This is a genomic window from Singulisphaera acidiphila DSM 18658, from assembly GCF_000242455.2.
Classification (GTDB): domain Bacteria; phylum Planctomycetota; class Planctomycetia; order Isosphaerales; family Isosphaeraceae; genus Singulisphaera; species Singulisphaera acidiphila.
Genome location: NC_019892.1, coordinates 5,530,438 through 5,547,174 on the forward strand (window position 1 = coordinate 5,530,438; position 16,737 = coordinate 5,547,174).

A 16,737-nucleotide genomic window follows, 5' to 3' on the forward strand; every position below is an offset into this window, starting at 1 on the left:
AGTTATCCCGAGTTCGCTTCGAGAATGACGTAAGCTCCGCTCCAGCCAAGGTTTTGCGCCGAGCCGATTGGGGAGCCGCTCAATCCTCCGGGTGCTCGATCCGGATATCGCCGAGGTCGAGGGTCTCGCCCGGTTTGACGGTGAAGTCCTTGCGGAGCTGGACCCCTTTCGTGGTGTCGTTCCTGGTGGACCAGTCGCTGATCCGGTACGACGCGCCTGGGATCAGGGCAGGCAGGGTGATACGGCCTTCGGCGTCGGTGGCGAAGTCGTTGCCGTAGTGCTTGGGGGCGACGTTGGAGAGGAACGTCGCGTCGGCCTCCAAGTGCTCGCCCCTGTCGACGGATAGCGATTGAGTCGAGCCGGGAGTCATCAGGAGCTGAACGTAGGGCCATGCACTGAGCTTCGCGAGGGGCTTGCCGTCGGGCCCGACGAACCGGGCCTTGGCCTGGCCGCAGGGCTGGAGGCGCACCGTCAGGTCCTCGCCCGCCTGCTTGCCCGAGAGCTCGGCCGTCGCGCCCCAGTTGTGTTGGGCGTCGAAGAAGTAGACCGGATTGGCTGCTTCGGGGGAGAGACCGTGGAGTTCAAAACGGCCGCCTCGGGCGTGAACGAATCGATGGCCCTGCCAGGTGAGGTTGAGGGGATCGATCGGTTGCCGGGCAATGGTGATTGCGTCTTCGATCGCCTCCCCCTCCGGGCCAAGCAGGCGGCCCCGGAGCGTCTTGCCCGGCCGGAGCGTGGCGGCGAGCTCAGTCGGCTTGTCGCCCGCTTTGACGTCGTAAGCGATGACGTTGTGGGCGTAGAAGCGCTTGCCCCCGCGCTGGCCGCTCGCATAGAGGGTTCCGCCGCCGACCTCCTCGGGGAGGTAGTCGAGAGTCGGCCCCAGGATCATCAGGTGCCCCTTGCCGGGCGGGACGGCGACGTGGAATGAGCCGTTTTCCTGACTGGCCACGATAGCCTCGAACCCTTGGACGACGTCCCCGGATCGATCCCTTGGGAAAAACTGCACGCTGGCTTGGGCCACCGGCCGGCCGGTCCCTGCTTCGGCCACCTTGCCTCGGATCAAGGCACCGCGGGGCAGTGTGAGGTCGATTGTTTTCTTGACTGCCCCCTTGGTCCACGCGAATTCGGCCTCCCGGCCCAGGTAGGGCTGGCCTTCGGGGGGGAAGGCACGCATGCGGAAGTAGTCACCTGCGTAGGGGGTGATCTTGAACTCTCCCCGGTCGTTCGCGCGGAACTTGGTCGTGACCATTGCGCCGAACATGTCGAAGCTCGCCCGGACGGAGATCACGGCGTTGGGAATGGGTCGGCCGGTATCGGCGGCCAGGACGCGGCCCTCGATGAGCTTCGCCGGATGAAGGGCGAGGGAGACCTCTTTCGCGGCGTCTCGGCCGCTGGCCTCGAGGTCGAATCGCTGCTGGGCAAAGCGGGGGTCGCGGACAGCCAGGGAGACGGAGAGTCCGCGGCCGATGCCGTCGAAATGGAACCGGCCCTCGGCGTCGGTTTTGACGGCCGACGGGATGGCGCGAAGGGCCACGAAGAGATCGGACCATGTGTAGCCTTGGCCGGGGCCGGGGATCTCAAAATGATCGCCAGCGGCATTGGGAGACGCGTTGTAGACTCCGCTGAGCCGGACCTCGACCCCGGCGGCCGGCTGGCCGTTGACGTCGACCAGTCGGCCGCGAATGACCTGCTCGGGTCGGAGGCGGATCTCCGCCGCAGGGTGCTCAGCGTCTGGATCGAGCTTCACGCTGCCGAAGCCGGTGCCAGGCACGCGGGCACCGGCCAGGGCGTAGACGTCCTGGAAACGAGCCGACGCGGTGCGCGGCACTTCGATGTGGAAGCGGCCCTCGCCGTCGGTTGTCCCCTGGCCGAGCAGGGTGTAGGCGTTCTTCTCCACGTCGATTCCCGACTCCGGCGCACGAGGCGCGCCGATGATATCGACCTGTGCGTTCGCCGTTGGCTTGCCTTGCAAGTCCAACACATGGCCGGTCACGGTCATCCGGCCTGGAGCCGGGGCCTCGGCCTTCTCGACCGGGTGAGGTCGATCGACAACTCGTGGTGCGTCGCTCGCCGCCGGGCTTGCCGTCGGTTTCACGGGTTCCTCGCCCACGGCCAGGCCGTGGGTGAGCAGCAAGCCGGCGCCGGTGGCGACGGCCGCCACGAGCAGCAGGGAGAGTGCGGTGAGCCTGAGCGTGTGGAGCAGCATGGTACGAAGGACCTCCTGGGCCAGGGTCGTCGCCGAGGCGGAGCAGGCTCCGCTCGCGGCGTGACGGGCCGCGAACGCAAAGGCGGTCGCGGCCTGGGTCGTGGTGGTGCACAGGAGGGGTGAGACGGACGCCGAGGCGGACCGGGGGGCCAGCGCTGCGGTCAGCGCGGGCCCTGAGAGCGCGACGCCGTGGCGCGAGAGGCCGCGACGGAGCTTCTCCCTGGCGCGGGCCAGCCGGCTCCGGAGCGTGCCGACCGGCCATCGCAACCGATGCGCGGCCTCGTCCAGCGCAAGGCGCTCGAAGTAGCAGAGCACGATCGCCGAGCGGAAGACGTCCGGTAAGCGGTCGATCTCGCGATGGAGTGCCTCGGCCTGTTCACGCTCGAGCAAGGACCGGTCGGCCGATGCGTCGGTCGGCTCCGCCGTTGCGGTACGGGCAGCCCCGTCCGCTTCGGTTTTGCGGCGGCGGGCGAGCCGGTCGCGGGCCTTTCGGGCGGTGCGGACCGCCACGCCGTAGAGCCAGTTGCCCAGCAACTCGGGCTCGCGAAGCGATCGGGCCTTCCGGGCCAGGACCAGGAAGACCGCCTGAAAGGCGTCCTCGGCGTGATGGCGATCGCCGAGGAGCTGGCGGCAGACGCCCAGCACCATCGGCCCGTGCCGGGCGACGAGCGCGGCGAAGGCGGCCTCGCCGCTGTCGTCGCGCCGGGTGACGAACCGCTCGAGCAGTTGGCGGTCGGAGAGCCCGGCGGCCGAGCCTCCGTCGAAAAGCGTGCCGAGCTGTCGGACCAGCGATGGCGATGCCGCGTGAGCCATGCCGCGGAACCCTCGGGTGCACAGGTCAGAGTCGATGCCTGGGACAGTCCGGGAGCCCGATGCGCCCGGCGTCCTCTCATCCCCTCGAGCCTGTACTGCCTGGCTGGCGTTTATGTTATCCCAGGTTGTTCCGGGAAATCCGTCAGAATCTCCGCTCGGTGGACGAATGCCTGGGGTCGACCACTCCGCTCGCAACCTTTTTGCCGGGAAATGACGAGAGACTCCCTCTCACTTCATCGGGAGTCTCGCACGCGAGACCTGCGCTGCCTCAATGCCAAGCCAAGATGTTCTGACTTGATGAATTGGATCTGGCGGTTATTAGGTTTCTTGACATTACTCCAAGGCACCATTACTCTTGAGCCAAGCCAATCTTCAGATCCGGGCCCCATAGGGAATCCCCAACGTGACGAAGAAAGAAATCGTCAGAATGATTTCCGAGGAAATGGGGCTGACCCAACTCCAGACCAAGGACATCGTCCAGCGCACCCTCGACGAGATCACGCGCACGCTGGTTGCCGAGGGGCGAATCGAGTTGCGGAACTTCGGGGTCTTCGAGATCAAGCGGCACGCGCCTCGAAAAGCACGCAACCCGAGGACCGGTGAGAAGGTCGATATCCCCGCCAAGAATGTCGTGACATTCAAGCCGGGGAAGGAGATGGAGGAGCAGGTCCGCAAGATCGACCTGAAAACCCTGCCGGAACCTGAGGCAGAGCCCGATTCCCCGGCGGAAGAGAGGGACGGGGAGGACGCGGACACGAAATCGTTCCCCCGGCTCGCCTGAAGCATTCACCTCGCCGCTTCCCGGAACTTCGCCCCTCCCGCCTGACTCTCATCCACGCCAGGGTTTCCTACCCTTGGGCCGTGAAGAGGTTCTATGCCGTCGCGTCGGGCGGGCACAGCCTGTCCGACGCAAGAAGTTATCAGAGACGGCTGATCCGTGCCCATCCGGCAAGGGGAAGTATGGCCCGTCGGGGGCCGCTTTCCTGCATTTTCAGCCCGGCCCCGGGCTGCTTTACCGGGCGTCGAGCCCCGGATTTTCAGCGAATCAGGCGTCTCCCGTGGCGTTGAGTTCCGGCGTCAAATCGATCTTATGGGACACATCTTTTTTCTTGGTTATCGATTTTTCGAACGAATTTGGCTATCATTGGGTCTTGTGGCGCACGACTTTACGACCATTGAAAAATCCAGGCCTGGCGCAACAAATGAACCCAAAACACTATCATACTCCGATCACCGCAAATCCTCCTCGCAAACGCTGCCCGATTTGCCACCAATCCGTCTACTCGCTCGCGGGCATCCATCCGCAATGTGCGATGCTTCAGGCCGACCCGCCGAGGCCGCGAGCCAAGAAGCCAGACGCCTCCGAACCGGTTGCCGTTGCGGTCGTTGAGACGGTCGCTGTCGACTGACGACGGGACGCCCTTGTTTTCGAAAAGCGAGAAACCATGAAGCGGATGGCTCGGGTCGCACAAAGGCGCCCCGAACTGATCCGCTTCATGGTTTCTTGGAAGCCGCTTTGGGGATAGAGCCGGGTTCAGGCGGCCGCGTGGGTGAACGGGCTCTCTTCTCCACGAACGACCCGCTCGTTGATGATGTAGGTGTGCCCTTCGGGGTGCTCGGGCAGCTCGAACATGATGTCGAGCATCATGCGTTCGAGGATGGATCGCAAGGCACGTGCTCCCGTCCCCCGCGCCTTGGCCTGACGGGCGATCTCCCGCACGGCCTCGTCGGTGAACTCGAGCTTGGCTTTGTCGTGGTGGAAGAGCACCTGATACTGCTTGAGGATCGCATCCTTCGGCTCGGTCAGGATCCGGGCGAGGTCATCGACCGAGAGCTGGTTCAGGCTGCTGATGACGGGCAGACGGCCCACCAGCTCGGGGATCATGCCGAACCGTTCGAGGTCTTCGGGGGTCACCTGGACCATCAACTCGTTGCGCTCGAATTCCGCATCCTGGCTGGCGGCGTGGCCGAAGCCGATCATCTTTCGCCCGAGCCGCTTGCCGATGATCTCTTCCAGGCCCCCGAACGTTCCGCCGCAGATGAAGAGGATGTTCGAGGTGTCCACTTGCAGGTACTGCTGCTCGGGGTGCTTGCGCCCGCCCTGAGGCGGAACGTTGGCGATCGTCCCCTCAAGCAGTTTCAAGAGCGCTTGCTGGACCCCTTCGCCGGAGACGTCGCGGGTGATCGAGACGTTCTGTGAGGTCTTGCCGATCTTGTCGATTTCGTCGATGTAGATGATTCCGCGCTCGGCCAGCGGGACGTCGAACTCGGCCTCGCGGACGAGCTTGAGGATGAGGTTCTCGACATCCTCGCCGACGTACCCGGCTTCGGTCAGCGTGGTGGCGTCGCCGATGGCGAACGGGACCTTGAGGCGGCGGGCCAGGGTTTGCGCCAAAGCCGTTTTGCCGCAGCCGGTCGGGCCGATCAGCAGGACGTTGCTCTTGGCGACTTCCACATCCTTCAACGCGGGGTCGTCGATCTGCCGGGTTGAGGCCAGGAGCCGCTTGTAGTGGTTGACGACGGCGACTGCCAGAGTCTTCTTGACCTGATCCTGGCCGATGATATAGGTATCGAGGTGAGCCACGAGTTCGCGAGGGGTGGGGAGCTCGCCGTCAAGGGCGTGCTTCTGCTCGTGCTTGGAGAAGATCGAGTCGCAGGCCGTGACGCATTGACCGCAGACGTGCGACGGCATGCTCCGAACCCCGGTCGAGACCAGGGCATTCCCCTCGACCATGGGACCGACTTCGGTTGTCGCCCGGCCGCAGAAGTCGCAAAAAGTTGGCGGAGCCCCTTCTTGTCCCTGTCCTCGTCCGATTCCCTGTCCTTGGTCGTGGCCGCCATTCTCTTGCGTCATGGTTCCCTTCCAGCGAAGCCGCGAGGCCGGTCGTGAAGTCCCCGCCCGTCGCAGAGGAATTCCTAGCTGTCTGCTTACCAAGGATAAACCGGCGCGCCTGGAAATCCCAGACATCCTCTTAAGGAAAAGGCCGGAAGGCTTCCGGCCGTTCCCCCAGGAGATGCCCCGCAGCCTCCGTTTGGCCGCTTCTTTGGGATCTCAGACCCGGCCCATCGCCTGGCGCCTCGTCTCGACGACGAGCCGTCGATCCGACGCCGCCAGGTCCGCCCAGCGCTGCTGGTGAAGCTCCGACAGCGAGGTGCCCGCCCGGGGACGGCGGCCGCTGCGTTCTCCTTCCTCACGGAGCGACCGCAAATTCGCGGCGACCTGCTCGGGCGAGAGCGTCCTGGTCCGACAGGACGAGCTGGGCGCTTTGCCAGGCGGGACGGTCAACACCGGTCGCCGTCCCACCTTGCCCGGCTTGAATCCCAGGGATCTCGCCTTTTGATGCCGAGTTTCTCGGGCGCGACAGGTGGCGCAGAGCATGCCGGCCCATCCGAACCGCTCGCCTCGATAGCGGACGTACTGCCCGCTGTCGCTCCGTCTCGATCCTTCGGTCGTTCCGCAGCAGGCGCAGGGAGCGGTCGGCGCGGCCACGGTCATGATCGGTTTGATTGCGGTCGACATGAGAGAGTCCCTCCGAAAGGCTGATGGCTTCAACGATCGATTGCAGGTGCGAGATGTTTTGTTTGGCCTTTGGATGCTCCTCGTTCGGGAGCCGGATTCATGACGACGAGAACGCCTCCCAGGTGGTGAACGGCCGCCGGTTCCCCAACCTCCAGTGGAGTCCCCCTTCCGAGTCGGCCGCGACCCTGCGCCCGTCGCTCAAGGCGAGCCGCTTCCCGGGCGCGAACTCGTGGAGCCCCCTGAAGAGGTCGCGATGGGCGACCAGATGACCGTGCCGGGCCGCCAGGGCGCGGGCGGAGTCCCGATCCGGAGCGAGCGCCCGCACCTGCATGAGCGTGCTCTGATGGGCGGCGAGCATGTCGTAGAGGATCAGCGCTTCCAGACTTAGCATGACGCCTTCTCCTTGCTCTCCTGCCGCTTCAACCGCTCCATGATCCGGATCAGGACCAGGGGCCGCATGAAGCACGACACACAACGGTCTTTCAGACCGGCCGGGATGGCGACCCCCCCGATCACGTCGCCGCAACGGTCGCAACGGGGGCCGACGACCAGCGACCCCCACTTCGGCTTGCTCGGCATGAACGGCTCCTTCTTTGGTTTTTTCTTAAAGCCTGGCTCGCTCATTAATGAAGGAATTGTTGCAATTGTCTTCCGGAGACATCCTAGGTTCGAGCGGGGAGGTGTCAAGGGTTTTATTGAAGGAATTGTTGGAATTATTGCATGGGCACAGCGGCTACTGGACCTCTTCGGGTGGAATTGCGACAATTGGGGCAATGGCAAAAGACAACGGTCTGAAGATTTACTTTCGGACGACGCCGAAGTTGCGGGGGTTTTATAATCGCCTGACCGGAGCGCTGCGCGCCACGGACACGCTTGCGTCCAAGCCGGGCTACACGTCCAACGACGCGATCATCAACGCGCTCCTGCTTTGGGCGGCGGACCGGGACCCGGATGACCTGGCGCGGGAGCTTGATCCGCATATCAGGCACTTCGAGGGGATCTGGGACGAGGTGTTGGCCGCCCAGGCGACGTCTGAGCCCCCCGAGCCGCCGGCCGAACCCAATCCGCCGGTGCAGGGAACAGCCTCGGTGGGGTCGACTGGGGACCCGCAGTGGGTGACCGGCAGCATTCGCCAACGGACCGATGGCGACAATGCCAAGATCACCCGGAAGAATCGCCAGGCACGCGAGGAAGCGCGGAGCAAGCCGAAGGAAGAGCCGGGGGAATCGGAACCGGCGAAGAGGAAAGCGGGACGCAAAGGGAAGTCGTCCCCTTGACCGTGTGGTTTGGTTTGTCGGGTTGTGGGCCAGGCAACGGCGTGTCTCCCCAGGCGTTTCCGACTCTTTTTTTCCTGGCGCTCGGCAGCTGGTGCGCGAATCTGGGTAAGGAACGCTGCCTGAAAAGGAAGTTTACGGCCTGAACTGGTAGTTCGGGTGTCCTGGCGGCCCTGAGCGACCTCCGTCGAATTCCGATGCACGCACCAACTGCCGAGCGCTTACGAAATTTTTAACCACGAATGACACAAATGACACGAATAAAAACAAAGAAATTCAATGATTGATTTTCAACTTTTTCTTCATTCGTGTCATTTGTGTCATTCGTGGTTAAATTCTCCTTTTTTTTTGGAGCACCAAAAAGGGCGGACTTACTCCAACCCCACCGCCATGACAAAGGGGCCGATCGCGAAGGCGTCCAGCCGCTTGGTCTCATGCTCGGCCGCCCATTGGACCCAGCGGCTGCGCGTCCCCCAGATGAGCTCGATGACGACGATCTCGTCGGTCAACCGATTCCGCTTCACCACCTCGACCCGGAACCAGAGCGGGATCCGGCACCGCACTCGAACCTTGTCGAGCGGAGCCGGGGCCGGGGATGGCGACGGTGGAGGAGGGGGAGGGTTGAGCGCGACGATCATGATGGGCTCCGACGCCTACGGAAAGGGACAGAATCAACTCTCGCAAATCGTTCTCCGCTCGCTCGAGCGTTCCTCTTGACCACTCAGAGGCGTCCCTGGCCCTCAAAATCAGATCCTCCCTGATCCTGAACCCGGATTCATGCGAACTTGTGTTCCGGGTCACGCTCCCTGTTGCGAGCTTTGCCCGAGCCACGATACGCTCCTTTTTGGTATCTCTTGAGTCAGCTTAACTAACGAAAAATAGTGATATTGCGTACACTTACTATGAAGGATTTCGTGCGACTTGTCAATTGAGCTGTTTGAGAATTCGGGACGGTCGCTCACACCTTCGGTTCGAACGCCCGATCAAGGGGGCTGCGACCTTGCTGTCGCGAAGCTTCACGAAGAATTTACTGTTCTCAGACCGCGGAGTTCGGGTAAGAAACGACCGTCAGAGGGACGCATTGCGAACTCGATCCCCGGCCTGTTTCCGGGCCGAGATCGGGGGCAGGCGCTGACGGACGATCTTCTTGGGAGGAACTGGGGATGACAGCCGTGATGTATCAAAGACTCCTTGCGCCTCTTTTGCTGGTGAGCCTCGCGCTGCCGGCGCGGGGGGCAGACCTGGTCGCCCTTTCGCCGCAGACCGTTGACCGGTTTCTCCCCCAGGGCAAGGAGGTCGATGGCATTTACGGCGACTTCGCCCTGGCCAACGACCAACTCATTGCGGTGGTCGCGCACCCCAAGCGGGGCCGGAACGCGAATATGGGCGTCCGCGAAGTCGGCGGCGCTCTCATCGACCTGACGCGGCGGGATCGCCAGAGCGACCAGCTCTCGGCCTTCTATCCCGGGGCGCAGCTTCGCGAGTTCAAGTTCGCCGGGATCGAGGTGGAAGCCCCGAAAATGTACGAGGTAGGCGAACTCGACCGAGTCTTCGTTCAGGCCCGCCGCGTCACACTCAAACTCGTCGCGGCGCCGCGGGAAAAGGAGCCCGACGTCGAGGTTTCCTACACGCTCGAGGACGGCTGGCCCTCGGTGTTGGTGACCACCACCTTCGCGAACCGGGGGACCACGCCGATTGATGCCGACCTGCTCGACGCGATCCGCGCCGATCACTCCTTCGAGTCCAGCCCCGAGGTCTCGACCCCCTTGTTCTGGGCGTACGACAAGCATTTTGGCCAGGCCTACGGGGTGGCCGCCGAGGGCCTTGAAATCCTGGCTGCCAATGCCAGGCGCCTGCTCCTCCGCTACCGCGATCACGACGGCAAGACCTCCGTCCGAATTGCCCCAGGCGCCACCTATCGCTTCGCCCGCCGGGTCATCCCCGGCGCGAACCTCTTCGATGTCCGCCGGGTCGCCGATCAACTGGCCGGGAAGAAAGATCGCCCCGTTCGCCTCACGGTGAAAGACGAAGCCGGTCGCCCCGTCTCCGAGGCCGATGTCGTGCTCGCGTTGAGCGGCAAGCCGTACGCCTGGGGCCGCACTAACGATGCAGGACAGGTGCAGATGTCTGCGAACGAAGCGGCTGGCGAATTGACGGTCTCAGCCGTGGGGCATGGCTCAAAAACGGTCGCGCTCGCCCCGGATTCCCCGGAGACGCTCGCGGTCGAGGTCCCTGTGGCCGCGACGGTCGTCGCCCGGATCACCGACGGCGAGGGCAAGGACACCCCTTGCAAGGTTCAGTTCCTCGGGCGCGACGGCACGAAGAGTCCTGACTTCGGTCCGGACAGCGGCGAGCATGCGGTCAAGAACGTGTACTACAGCCACGACGGCCGCTTCCGCCGAGACCTGGAGCCCGGTTCGTATGATGTTATCGTCAGTTATGGACCCGAGTACGACGCCGTCTTCGCCAAGGTTGACGCGAAGCGCGGGGAAGAGACGCTGCTGGAGGCGAAGCTGGTCCGTTCCGTGAAGACCGACGGTTGGATCAGCGCAGACTTTCACAGCCATTCCAGCCCCTCCGGCGACAATACGGCCAGCCAGTTCGGCCGCGTGCTCAACCTCCTCTGTGAGCAGATCGATTTTGCCCCCTGCACCGAGCATAATCGCCTCTCGACCTATGAGCCCCACCTCAAACGCCTCGGTGCCGAGCGGCGCATGGCCACGTGCGTCGGGATGGAACTGACCGGCCTTCCGCTCCCCTTGAACCATCAGAACGCCTTCCCCCTGGTCCTCAGGCCCTACACCCAGGACAATGGTGGGCCGACGGCCGACAGCGACTCCGAAATCCAGATCGATCGGCTGGCTTTCTGGGACGGCGGCAGTGACAAGCTCGTCCAGGTCAACCACCCCGACCTTGGCTGGATGTTCCACGACCGCAACGGTGACGGGACTCTCGACACCGGCTTCGCAGCCATGCGCGGGAAGATGGATGTCATCGAGGTCCACCCGCTCCACACGATCTTCGCCAAGCCGACGACCCAGGCCGGCGGGAAAACCCACAACAATACGGTCGTCAACTGGCTCCAACTCCTGAACCGGGGGCATCGCATTCCGGGCGTGGTCAACACCGATGCGCATTACAACTTTCACGGGTCAGGCTTCCTGCGAAACTACTTGCGGAGCCCGACGGACGACCCGGCCGAGATCCGGACGCTTGACGTCGTCCATGCCGCCGAGCGTGGAAACCTTGTCATGACGAGCGGCCCGTTCCTCGAAGTCGAACTTCGCGCAGAGGGAGGCGCGGGGGCGGCAGCGATCCCTGGGAACGACCTTTCTGCCCCCGGCGGTGAGGCGATGCTGAAGGTCCGGGTCCAGTGTCCGAACTGGTTTGACGTCGACCGCGTTCAGGTCTTCCTCAATGGCCACCCGTCCGAGTCGTTGAACTTCACACGCGAGTCCGCTCCCGGCCGGTTCTCGGACGGTGTCCTGAAATTCGAACAGGAAATCCCGCTCCGTCTCGACCGCGACACCCATGTTGTCGTGGCCGCCATCGGTGAGCGGTCAACGCTCGGCCCGGTCATGGGACCGGACCATGCCAAGGATAAGCCCGTCGCGGTCTCGAACCCGATCTTCGTGGACGTCGACGGCGGCGATTTCAAGCCCAGTGGTGATCCGCTGGGCGAGCTGCCGGTCAAGGGCGGCCGCTGAGCGCCGATCTTCGACGTATGGCCGGGCGGGCCGATCGCGTTCGGTCTGGCCCGGTCTTGAGGGGATCGTTAAGGTGGCCGCTAGCCTGCCGTGGACCGGCCTCGGTGGGTTATGGCTCTTTTGGCAGCGAAAGGAAGCAGAGATCATGGCGACCGGAAACGATCGACGCAACTTCTTGAACGCGTTAGGAGCCGGGGCTTCGGGTATTCTGCTCGCCTCGGCCGCAGGAGATTCCCAGGCGGCCGATGAACCGGGGAACGGCCAGGTCTTCAAGGGGACATCGAAGAAAGGCGATATCAAGGAAGCGCTCGACGCTGCGATTCAGGCGGCGATGGCCACCGCTCGCGGCAACGACCGGCAGGTCCGCTGGACGTTCAAGAGCCTGTCGGGAGTGAACGGGGGCATCATCGGAGCGCACGAAGTCACCGTCACCATCGAGGCGGCGATCCTCTAACGCCCTGAGTGGTCCGTTTGTTTCCGCCCGCGACCTGAGCTTGAGTTTCCCTTTCCCGGGACCGCCTCATCCCACGGCCACAGCGTCTGTCATGGCCCGGCCGCGTTTCGCGATGAACGCGCGGGCCTTGGCGATCTTGTCCCTGGTTTCCTCGGGTTCACGAACGAGGGTCAGCAGCCGCTGTGAGATGGCTTCTCCCGTGGCGGTCTCAACCTCGAAGAGCCAGTCGCCCAAACCGACGTCACGCCACATTTGCCCTTTGCGCGTATCCGTCGGCTGGCGGACGTGGATGGCCGGGGTGCCGTTGGCGATGGCGATGATCGGGGAGTGCATTTCGCAACTGACGATGGCGGCGGCCCGTGCATAGGTTGAGGCGGCCTCGTCCGTCAGCCAGTAGCCGGGGCGGACGACGACGTGCGGCTTCACATCCTCGGGGAGTCGGTCGAAGAGCAGGGGGCGGAGCAACTCGACCTGATACGTCATCTCCGGGCAGAGTAAGGCCTTGTTGCCCGTGCCCCGTACCCAACCGGTGATCGCCTCCCGGAGCTTGGCGTGGTCCGGCTCGGCGTGCTTTTCGTTCACGGCCTCTCGCTTCGCAACCTCCTCGGGCGGGACGCTCTTGCGGATCTTCCAGTAGGGCGTGTACCGCAGTCGCGGGACGAAGCAGGCGAATTTTCCAGGCTTCAGGGCGTGCTCGCGCAGGAATGCGTCGGCCTTTTCGTCGTCGCGGAGGTCGAGGAAAAAGGTTGCGTCCGGCCCGAATTCCCTGTGTGGGCACGAGGTCTTGCTGGCCTCGAGGGCGTGCAGCGAGTCGGTATCGCGGCAGAAGATGAATTTCGCGTCGGCGAGCAGGTCGCGTCGGTCCTTGAGCTCCGCATCGTTGAGCGTGATACCGCCAATGACGTACGGCTTGCCCGTTTTCCGCCACTTGGCGATGTCGGCGGCGGCGACGAAACCAGGCCCCGACCCGTGCAAACAGATGTCGCACGCCTCGAGCGCGCCCTGCTTCTCGTGTGTCGTCTCGGCAATCCGAAGTTTGGGAAACCGCGCCCGGAGCATCGCCTCGACGCCGTTGTCGATCGACGACGGCCAGAGCGTGACCTCCGCCTCGGGCAAGTGGGTCTCGAGCAGGGCGAGCATGCCCGGCGTATGGGCGATGTCGCCAATGTTAATCGTCTGCCAAGAAGAGCGAAGCAGGATCCGCCTGGGTTTGCCCACATCCGCGCCAGCGATGGAAACTACCGTGGCTGCGCTCAGGGTGGCAAGGAACTGACGACGTGAAAGTCGATGACTCATGCTCGTGGCATCCTCATCAATGAGTCCACGGGGGCGCGATTCGCTCCCTTTTTTTTGATTGCCGGACGAGGAGGAGTGCGGATGCGATCCATCCTGTCACACGCCCCAAGCCTTGTAAACCGACCTGAATCCCGGTTTCCGGTGCTTGCGTGCAGGGCCTCGAAACCCACGTTCCGCCGGATCGAGGCGCAGGCCGCCAGGTTGCGCACCGAGCCGCGGATCATCCGACGACTCCGGCTATCCGTCGGTCCTACGCATCCATGAGCCGTGCAGATAATTCGTTCCCCGGCTCACGGCGCGGTAGTGAAAGATGAACGACGACGGGCAGACGGCGAATCGCCAGCCCAGGCGAGCCCACCGATTCTGGAGCTCGTCCTCGTTGCTCGTCATCAAGGGATCGGGATTGGGCATGCCGTTGGGCTGGAGGTCATTCCGGGGCCGATAGACGTGGGCCTCGTCGAACCGCCCGGCGAGCCAGACTTCGGCGCGTGCCATCTGGAAGAAGCCGTTCACCCTGGCCTCGACGACCAGCCCCTGATACCGGGCCTGGAGCGTTCGGGAAAGCGAGTCGAGGTAGGCTGGATCGTCGGTGAGTCGATACCCGGGGACGTAGTTCGCGACGTGGGCCTTCACCGTCGCGGTCCGCCCGGGGGCATTCGAGAGCGGTCCGGCCAGGGCATAGCCCGACTCCAGGGCGTGGATCAGGCCGTGCTGCCACCCTTCGCAGAAGAGGATGTCCGAATTCCCGGCGATCACATAGTCGGCCCCTTGCATGATCGCCCGATGAATGCCCCAGTTCCAGGACCGGGTCAGGCCGCCGTTCTCCGGGAACCTGTGCACCACGATTGGCAGGGCGTCCGCCCCGAGGAACTCCTGCCAGTCGGGATCTCCCCAATCAGGGCTGGCGTCGTCGACGACGATCGTCAGCGGATCCTCGGTGTGGCGGGCGAAGCTTTCGATCGTCCGCATCGCATAATCGAACTGGCCGTACGTCGGGCAGACCAGGGCAATCCGGGGCTCCGCCATCATCTCGACTCCCGCGGAAGACGTAATCTCGCATGCCGAGGCTAGGACCGATCAGCCCCCGGACGATCCTACCGAGGCGCCGAGTGACTCGAAATAGGCCTGATACTCATTCGCCACCTCGCCCTCATCCCAGCGCCCGGCCGACGCCAGGGCACGGGCCCCCTGGGCCGCCTCCCATTCGGGGTCGTCCCAGAGCCGCTCGATGATCGCGATCCAGGGCTCGACTTCCTCGGCCGTCGGGATCTCGACGCTGGCGGGGGTATACCGCTCCGGGATTGGCAGGACGAATCCCCCCTCGCCGATCGTCTCGGGCAGGGCCCCACGATCGCTGCCGAGCACCGGGATTCCATTGGCGAGCGCCTCGGCGGCGACCCGCCCGAAGCTCTCGCGGCAGAGCGAGGGCATCAGCACCGCACGCGTGACCCGGTAGAAGTCGCGCGGGTCGGGCGTGTTGGCCATCCGATGCAAGTTTCGCAGGCCGCTCATGTCCATCATGACCCGGCCGAGCCCGTCGGCCGTGCCACGACCTTCCACGACCAGGAGCGGGATGTCGGGTCGGCGGCGGTCGAGCTCGACGGCGATCCGGGCGAAGACCAACAACCCCTTGTTCGGCGACGGATTGACGAACGTCAAGTAGCGGGGCTGGCGGTCAGCAGCCACGACCCGGTCGGGCCGTAGTGGGTTGGGGATCACCTTGCAGTCGCGGCCGAGTACCTCGGCATAGTGCCGGCGGGCATACTCGGTCGTCACGACGATGCCGGAGACTTCCTCGAAGAGGCTCCGGCTCGAATACTGGAAGTTCCTCAGATGAAACACGACGGCGATCCCCCGTCGCCTGGCCCGTACGATCAGCTCGCGGCCGATCGGCGGCCCGCCGTAGGTCAGCATGACCTGGGGCCGGAATCGCTCGAAGACCTGATCCGCCAGGTCGAGAAAGGCAGCCGCCTCCGTCGCCGAAGGCGCCTTGAATGAACGACTCGACGCCGTCGGCATCAAGGTGACCCGCACGCCGTCCAACTGCAAGTCGTATACCTCAACGCCACGAGGCGTGCCGCCTTCCGTCTCCCGATGAGCTCCGGCAAGCGAAGCCCGGGCCGTGCGGTAGGGGACATTCAGCCGGTCGAGCACATCCTTGAGGGGCTTCTCCTTGTTGTAGTCGAGGACGCCCGTCGAGAGCACGCGGGCGTCGATCCCTCGGGCGGCGAACAGTTCCATCAACTCTCGCGTCGAGATCGCGGCGCCGCTCGAAGGATCCACGTAACCGTGACATGAAGCAAACAGGATCCGCGAGTAGCCCATCGCCGCACTCCTTCGGTAGATAGGTCGCCCGATCAAGCCAAACGCGCACGACCAAGTCGAAGACAACGACTCAGTTTCATCGAAAGATCCGGCAACCCTCGCGGCCAGCACATGTCGAATTCGATGTATTTGCGTGTGTTTGATTTTTTTTGTTTTTATGTGATATTTTTTTTGTGGATTTTTCGTTATTGTTGGGATGACGCTACGGGAACATCACGGCGAACTGCCGAAGCCAGATCAAGCTGTTCCTCAAGGTCCACTCACGCGTGCGGCTCTCGGTTAAGTGAAAAAGGGACGTAGGAGATTATGGATCAGGTCGAGCGTATGGTTCGCTTTGGTCTATGCCACGAACCGTTCGCACCTGCGTCAGTGGGGGGAGTGATAGATCGCGTCCTGAGCTCCGACAGCCACCATGTGGGTAGCTTCGGATGCTGTAGATTCGCTCCGTCCCTTTTGTCTCTCCGAGGCACGGGACCGCGAAACGGTGCTGTCGCTTGGAATGGGACCGATCTTCCGGGCCTGTAGCCAGCCGTGGAAGCCGCAAATTCCCTCCGTCCCGTTTGCCCGCCCTTTTGACGTGATTCGACACCACCCCGGTTCGTCATTTTTTGTTAGGGGCTCTTCGTAGCAATTTGCCTCTGCGATGGCCGAAGTGGCTCATTCTCAAGCCATGCTCTGCCTACTAAGATTCGATAATTTTCATCGATCGCTCTTGGAATAATTGGAATGCGGACAAGAGGGAACCTTTTGCGGCTCCTGATACCACAAGACCGACCCTTCTCGCTTTTATAAACGGCGACAATAGCATCAGATTCAGGCTGAAGTTCGAGAAAGCGATCGCATGAGCTCAGCTTGCCATTGTTCTCGAAAAATTTAATTTTTATATCATGTTCAAAAGTAATATCATCGTTTTCAATTCCTATAATCTTCAGAGGATGATTTAGTGTGTTGTTTTTAATGATGATGATATGCTCAAAATCTACTAAGATATAGCCTCTCTTTTTCAAGGCGATATCTGCGCTGCATAGAGATCCGACCAAAGCAACAAGAGCCATTGCTCGCCTGATCGTAAATTGAAGGTTAGGCATTCGCTTGGCCCGATTCTGAAGGATTCTGCCTGTAAGACGATCATTGATCCAGGA

The 16,737-nt window shown here is 63.2% G+C and carries 14 protein-coding genes; 4 read left to right on the forward strand and 10 right to left on the reverse strand.

Features of this window, described 5'->3' with window-relative positions; translation table 11 throughout:
• Positions 1 to 79 precede the first annotated feature (79 nt).
• A complete protein-coding gene (locus SINAC_RS38150; RefSeq protein WP_015247764.1) occupies positions 80 to 3,019 on the reverse strand; it encodes an RNA polymerase sigma factor in 2,940 nt (979 codons plus the stop codon).
• Positions 3,020 to 3,422: 403 nt separating this feature from the next.
• Between SINAC_RS38150 and SINAC_RS21855 the strand changes: the two genes are divergently transcribed.
• Entirely contained in the window at positions 3,423 to 3,800 is a 378-nt protein-coding gene (locus tag SINAC_RS21855) for an HU family DNA-binding protein (RefSeq protein ID WP_015247765.1), read from the forward strand.
• A gap of 753 nt (positions 3,801 to 4,553) precedes the next feature.
• Here SINAC_RS21855 and clpX read toward each other — a convergent pair.
• The 4 genes from clpX to SINAC_RS21880 form a co-directional block, all read right to left on the reverse strand.
• Positions 4,554 to 5,873 carry an ATP-dependent Clp protease ATP-binding subunit ClpX gene (clpX, locus tag SINAC_RS21865; RefSeq protein WP_015247766.1) on the reverse strand — a complete coding sequence of 440 codons (1,320 nt, stop codon included), beginning with the start codon at positions 5,871 to 5,873 and terminating at the stop codon, positions 4,554 to 4,556.
• A gap of 198 nt (positions 5,874 to 6,071) precedes the next feature.
• Positions 6,072 to 6,539 carry a hypothetical protein gene (locus SINAC_RS21870; RefSeq protein WP_015247767.1) on the reverse strand — a complete coding sequence of 156 codons (468 nt, stop codon included), beginning with the start codon at positions 6,537 to 6,539 and terminating at the stop codon, positions 6,072 to 6,074.
• Between the two features lie 97 nt (positions 6,540 to 6,636).
• Complete coding sequence (locus SINAC_RS21875) at positions 6,637 to 6,930, reverse strand: hypothetical protein (protein ID WP_015247768.1); 294 nt, start codon at positions 6,928 to 6,930, stop codon at positions 6,637 to 6,639.
• A complete protein-coding gene (locus tag SINAC_RS21880; protein WP_015247769.1) occupies positions 6,924 to 7,118 on the reverse strand; it encodes a hypothetical protein in 195 nt (64 codons plus the stop codon). Before SINAC_RS21880 ends, SINAC_RS21875 begins: the two co-directional genes overlap by 7 nt.
• Positions 7,119 to 7,312: 194 nt before the next feature.
• Here SINAC_RS21880 and SINAC_RS21885 point away from each other — a divergent pair, with 194 nt between their 5' ends.
• On the forward strand, positions 7,313 to 7,816 hold the full coding sequence (locus tag SINAC_RS21885; RefSeq protein WP_020467197.1) for a hypothetical protein: 504 nt from the start codon (positions 7,313 to 7,315) through the stop codon (positions 7,814 to 7,816).
• A 368-nt stretch (positions 7,817 to 8,184) separates the two neighbouring features.
• On the opposite strand, the gene SINAC_RS21890 is transcribed toward SINAC_RS21885, so the two are convergent.
• Positions 8,185 to 8,451, reverse strand: coding sequence for a hypothetical protein (locus SINAC_RS21890; protein WP_015247771.1), 267 nt, complete (start codon positions 8,449 to 8,451; stop codon positions 8,185 to 8,187).
• Positions 8,452 to 8,976: 525 nt separating this feature from the next.
• On the opposite strand from SINAC_RS21890, the gene SINAC_RS21895 reads away from it, so the two are divergent.
• Complete coding sequence (locus SINAC_RS21895; RefSeq protein ID WP_015247772.1) at positions 8,977 to 11,520, forward strand: CehA/McbA family metallohydrolase; 2,544 nt, start codon at positions 8,977 to 8,979, stop codon at positions 11,518 to 11,520.
• 145 nt (positions 11,521 to 11,665) lie between these two features.
• A complete protein-coding gene (locus tag SINAC_RS21900) occupies positions 11,666 to 11,974 on the forward strand; it encodes a hypothetical protein (protein WP_015247773.1) in 309 nt (102 codons plus the stop codon).
• Positions 11,975 to 12,040: 66 nt separating this feature from the next.
• Here the strand turns inward: SINAC_RS21900 and SINAC_RS21905 are convergent, their stop codons facing one another.
• The 4 genes from SINAC_RS21905 to SINAC_RS21920 all read right to left on the reverse strand — a co-directional run bounded on the left by SINAC_RS21905 (position 12,041) and on the right by SINAC_RS21920 (position 16,683).
• Positions 12,041 to 13,270, reverse strand: coding sequence for a polysaccharide pyruvyl transferase family protein (locus SINAC_RS21905; protein ID WP_015247774.1), 1,230 nt, complete (start codon positions 13,268 to 13,270; stop codon positions 12,041 to 12,043).
• 237 nt (positions 13,271 to 13,507) lie between these two features.
• Positions 13,508 to 14,299, reverse strand: coding sequence for a glycosyltransferase family 2 protein (locus SINAC_RS21910; protein ID WP_237722841.1), 792 nt, complete (start codon positions 14,297 to 14,299; stop codon positions 13,508 to 13,510).
• A gap of 48 nt (positions 14,300 to 14,347) precedes the next feature.
• On the reverse strand, positions 14,348 to 15,595 hold the full coding sequence (locus SINAC_RS21915) for a glycosyltransferase family 4 protein (RefSeq protein WP_015247777.1): 1,248 nt from the start codon (positions 15,593 to 15,595) through the stop codon (positions 14,348 to 14,350).
• Between the two features lie 611 nt (positions 15,596 to 16,206).
• Entirely contained in the window at positions 16,207 to 16,683 is a 477-nt protein-coding gene (locus SINAC_RS21920; protein ID WP_157579447.1) for a hypothetical protein, read from the reverse strand.
• Positions 16,684 to 16,737: the final 54 nt, after the last annotated feature.

Coding starts and splice junctions, on each gene's coding strand:
- SINAC_RS38150 (WP_015247764.1), bottom strand. CDS start 3,019: ATGGCTCACGCGGCATCGCCATCGCTGGTCCGACAGCTCGGCACGCTT.
- clpX (WP_015247766.1), bottom strand. CDS start 5,873: ATGACGCAAGAGAATGGCGGCCACGACCAAGGACAGGGAATCGGACGA.
- SINAC_RS21870 (WP_015247767.1), bottom strand. CDS start 6,539: ATGTCGACCGCAATCAAACCGATCATGACCGTGGCCGCGCCGACCGCT.
- SINAC_RS21875 (WP_015247768.1), bottom strand. CDS start 6,930: ATGCTAAGTCTGGAAGCGCTGATCCTCTACGACATGCTCGCCGCCCAT.
- SINAC_RS21880 (WP_015247769.1), bottom strand. CDS start 7,118: ATGCCGAGCAAGCCGAAGTGGGGGTCGCTGGTCGTCGGCCCCCGTTGC.
- SINAC_RS21885 (WP_020467197.1), top strand. CDS start 7,313: ATGGCAAAAGACAACGGTCTGAAGATTTACTTTCGGACGACGCCGAAG.
- SINAC_RS21890 (WP_015247771.1), bottom strand. CDS start 8,451: ATGATCGTCGCGCTCAACCCTCCCCCTCCTCCACCGTCGCCATCCCCG.
- SINAC_RS21895 (WP_015247772.1), top strand. CDS start 8,977: ATGACAGCCGTGATGTATCAAAGACTCCTTGCGCCTCTTTTGCTGGTG.
- SINAC_RS21900 (WP_015247773.1), top strand. CDS start 11,666: ATGGCGACCGGAAACGATCGACGCAACTTCTTGAACGCGTTAGGAGCC.
- SINAC_RS21905 (WP_015247774.1), bottom strand. CDS start 13,270: ATGAGTCATCGACTTTCACGTCGTCAGTTCCTTGCCACCCTGAGCGCA.
- SINAC_RS21910 (WP_237722841.1), bottom strand. CDS start 14,299: ATGATGGCGGAGCCCCGGATTGCCCTGGTCTGCCCGACGTACGGCCAG.
- SINAC_RS21915 (WP_015247777.1), bottom strand. CDS start 15,595: ATGGGCTACTCGCGGATCCTGTTTGCTTCATGTCACGGTTACGTGGAT.
- SINAC_RS21920 (WP_157579447.1), bottom strand. CDS start 16,683: ATGCCTAACCTTCAATTTACGATCAGGCGAGCAATGGCTCTTGTTGCT.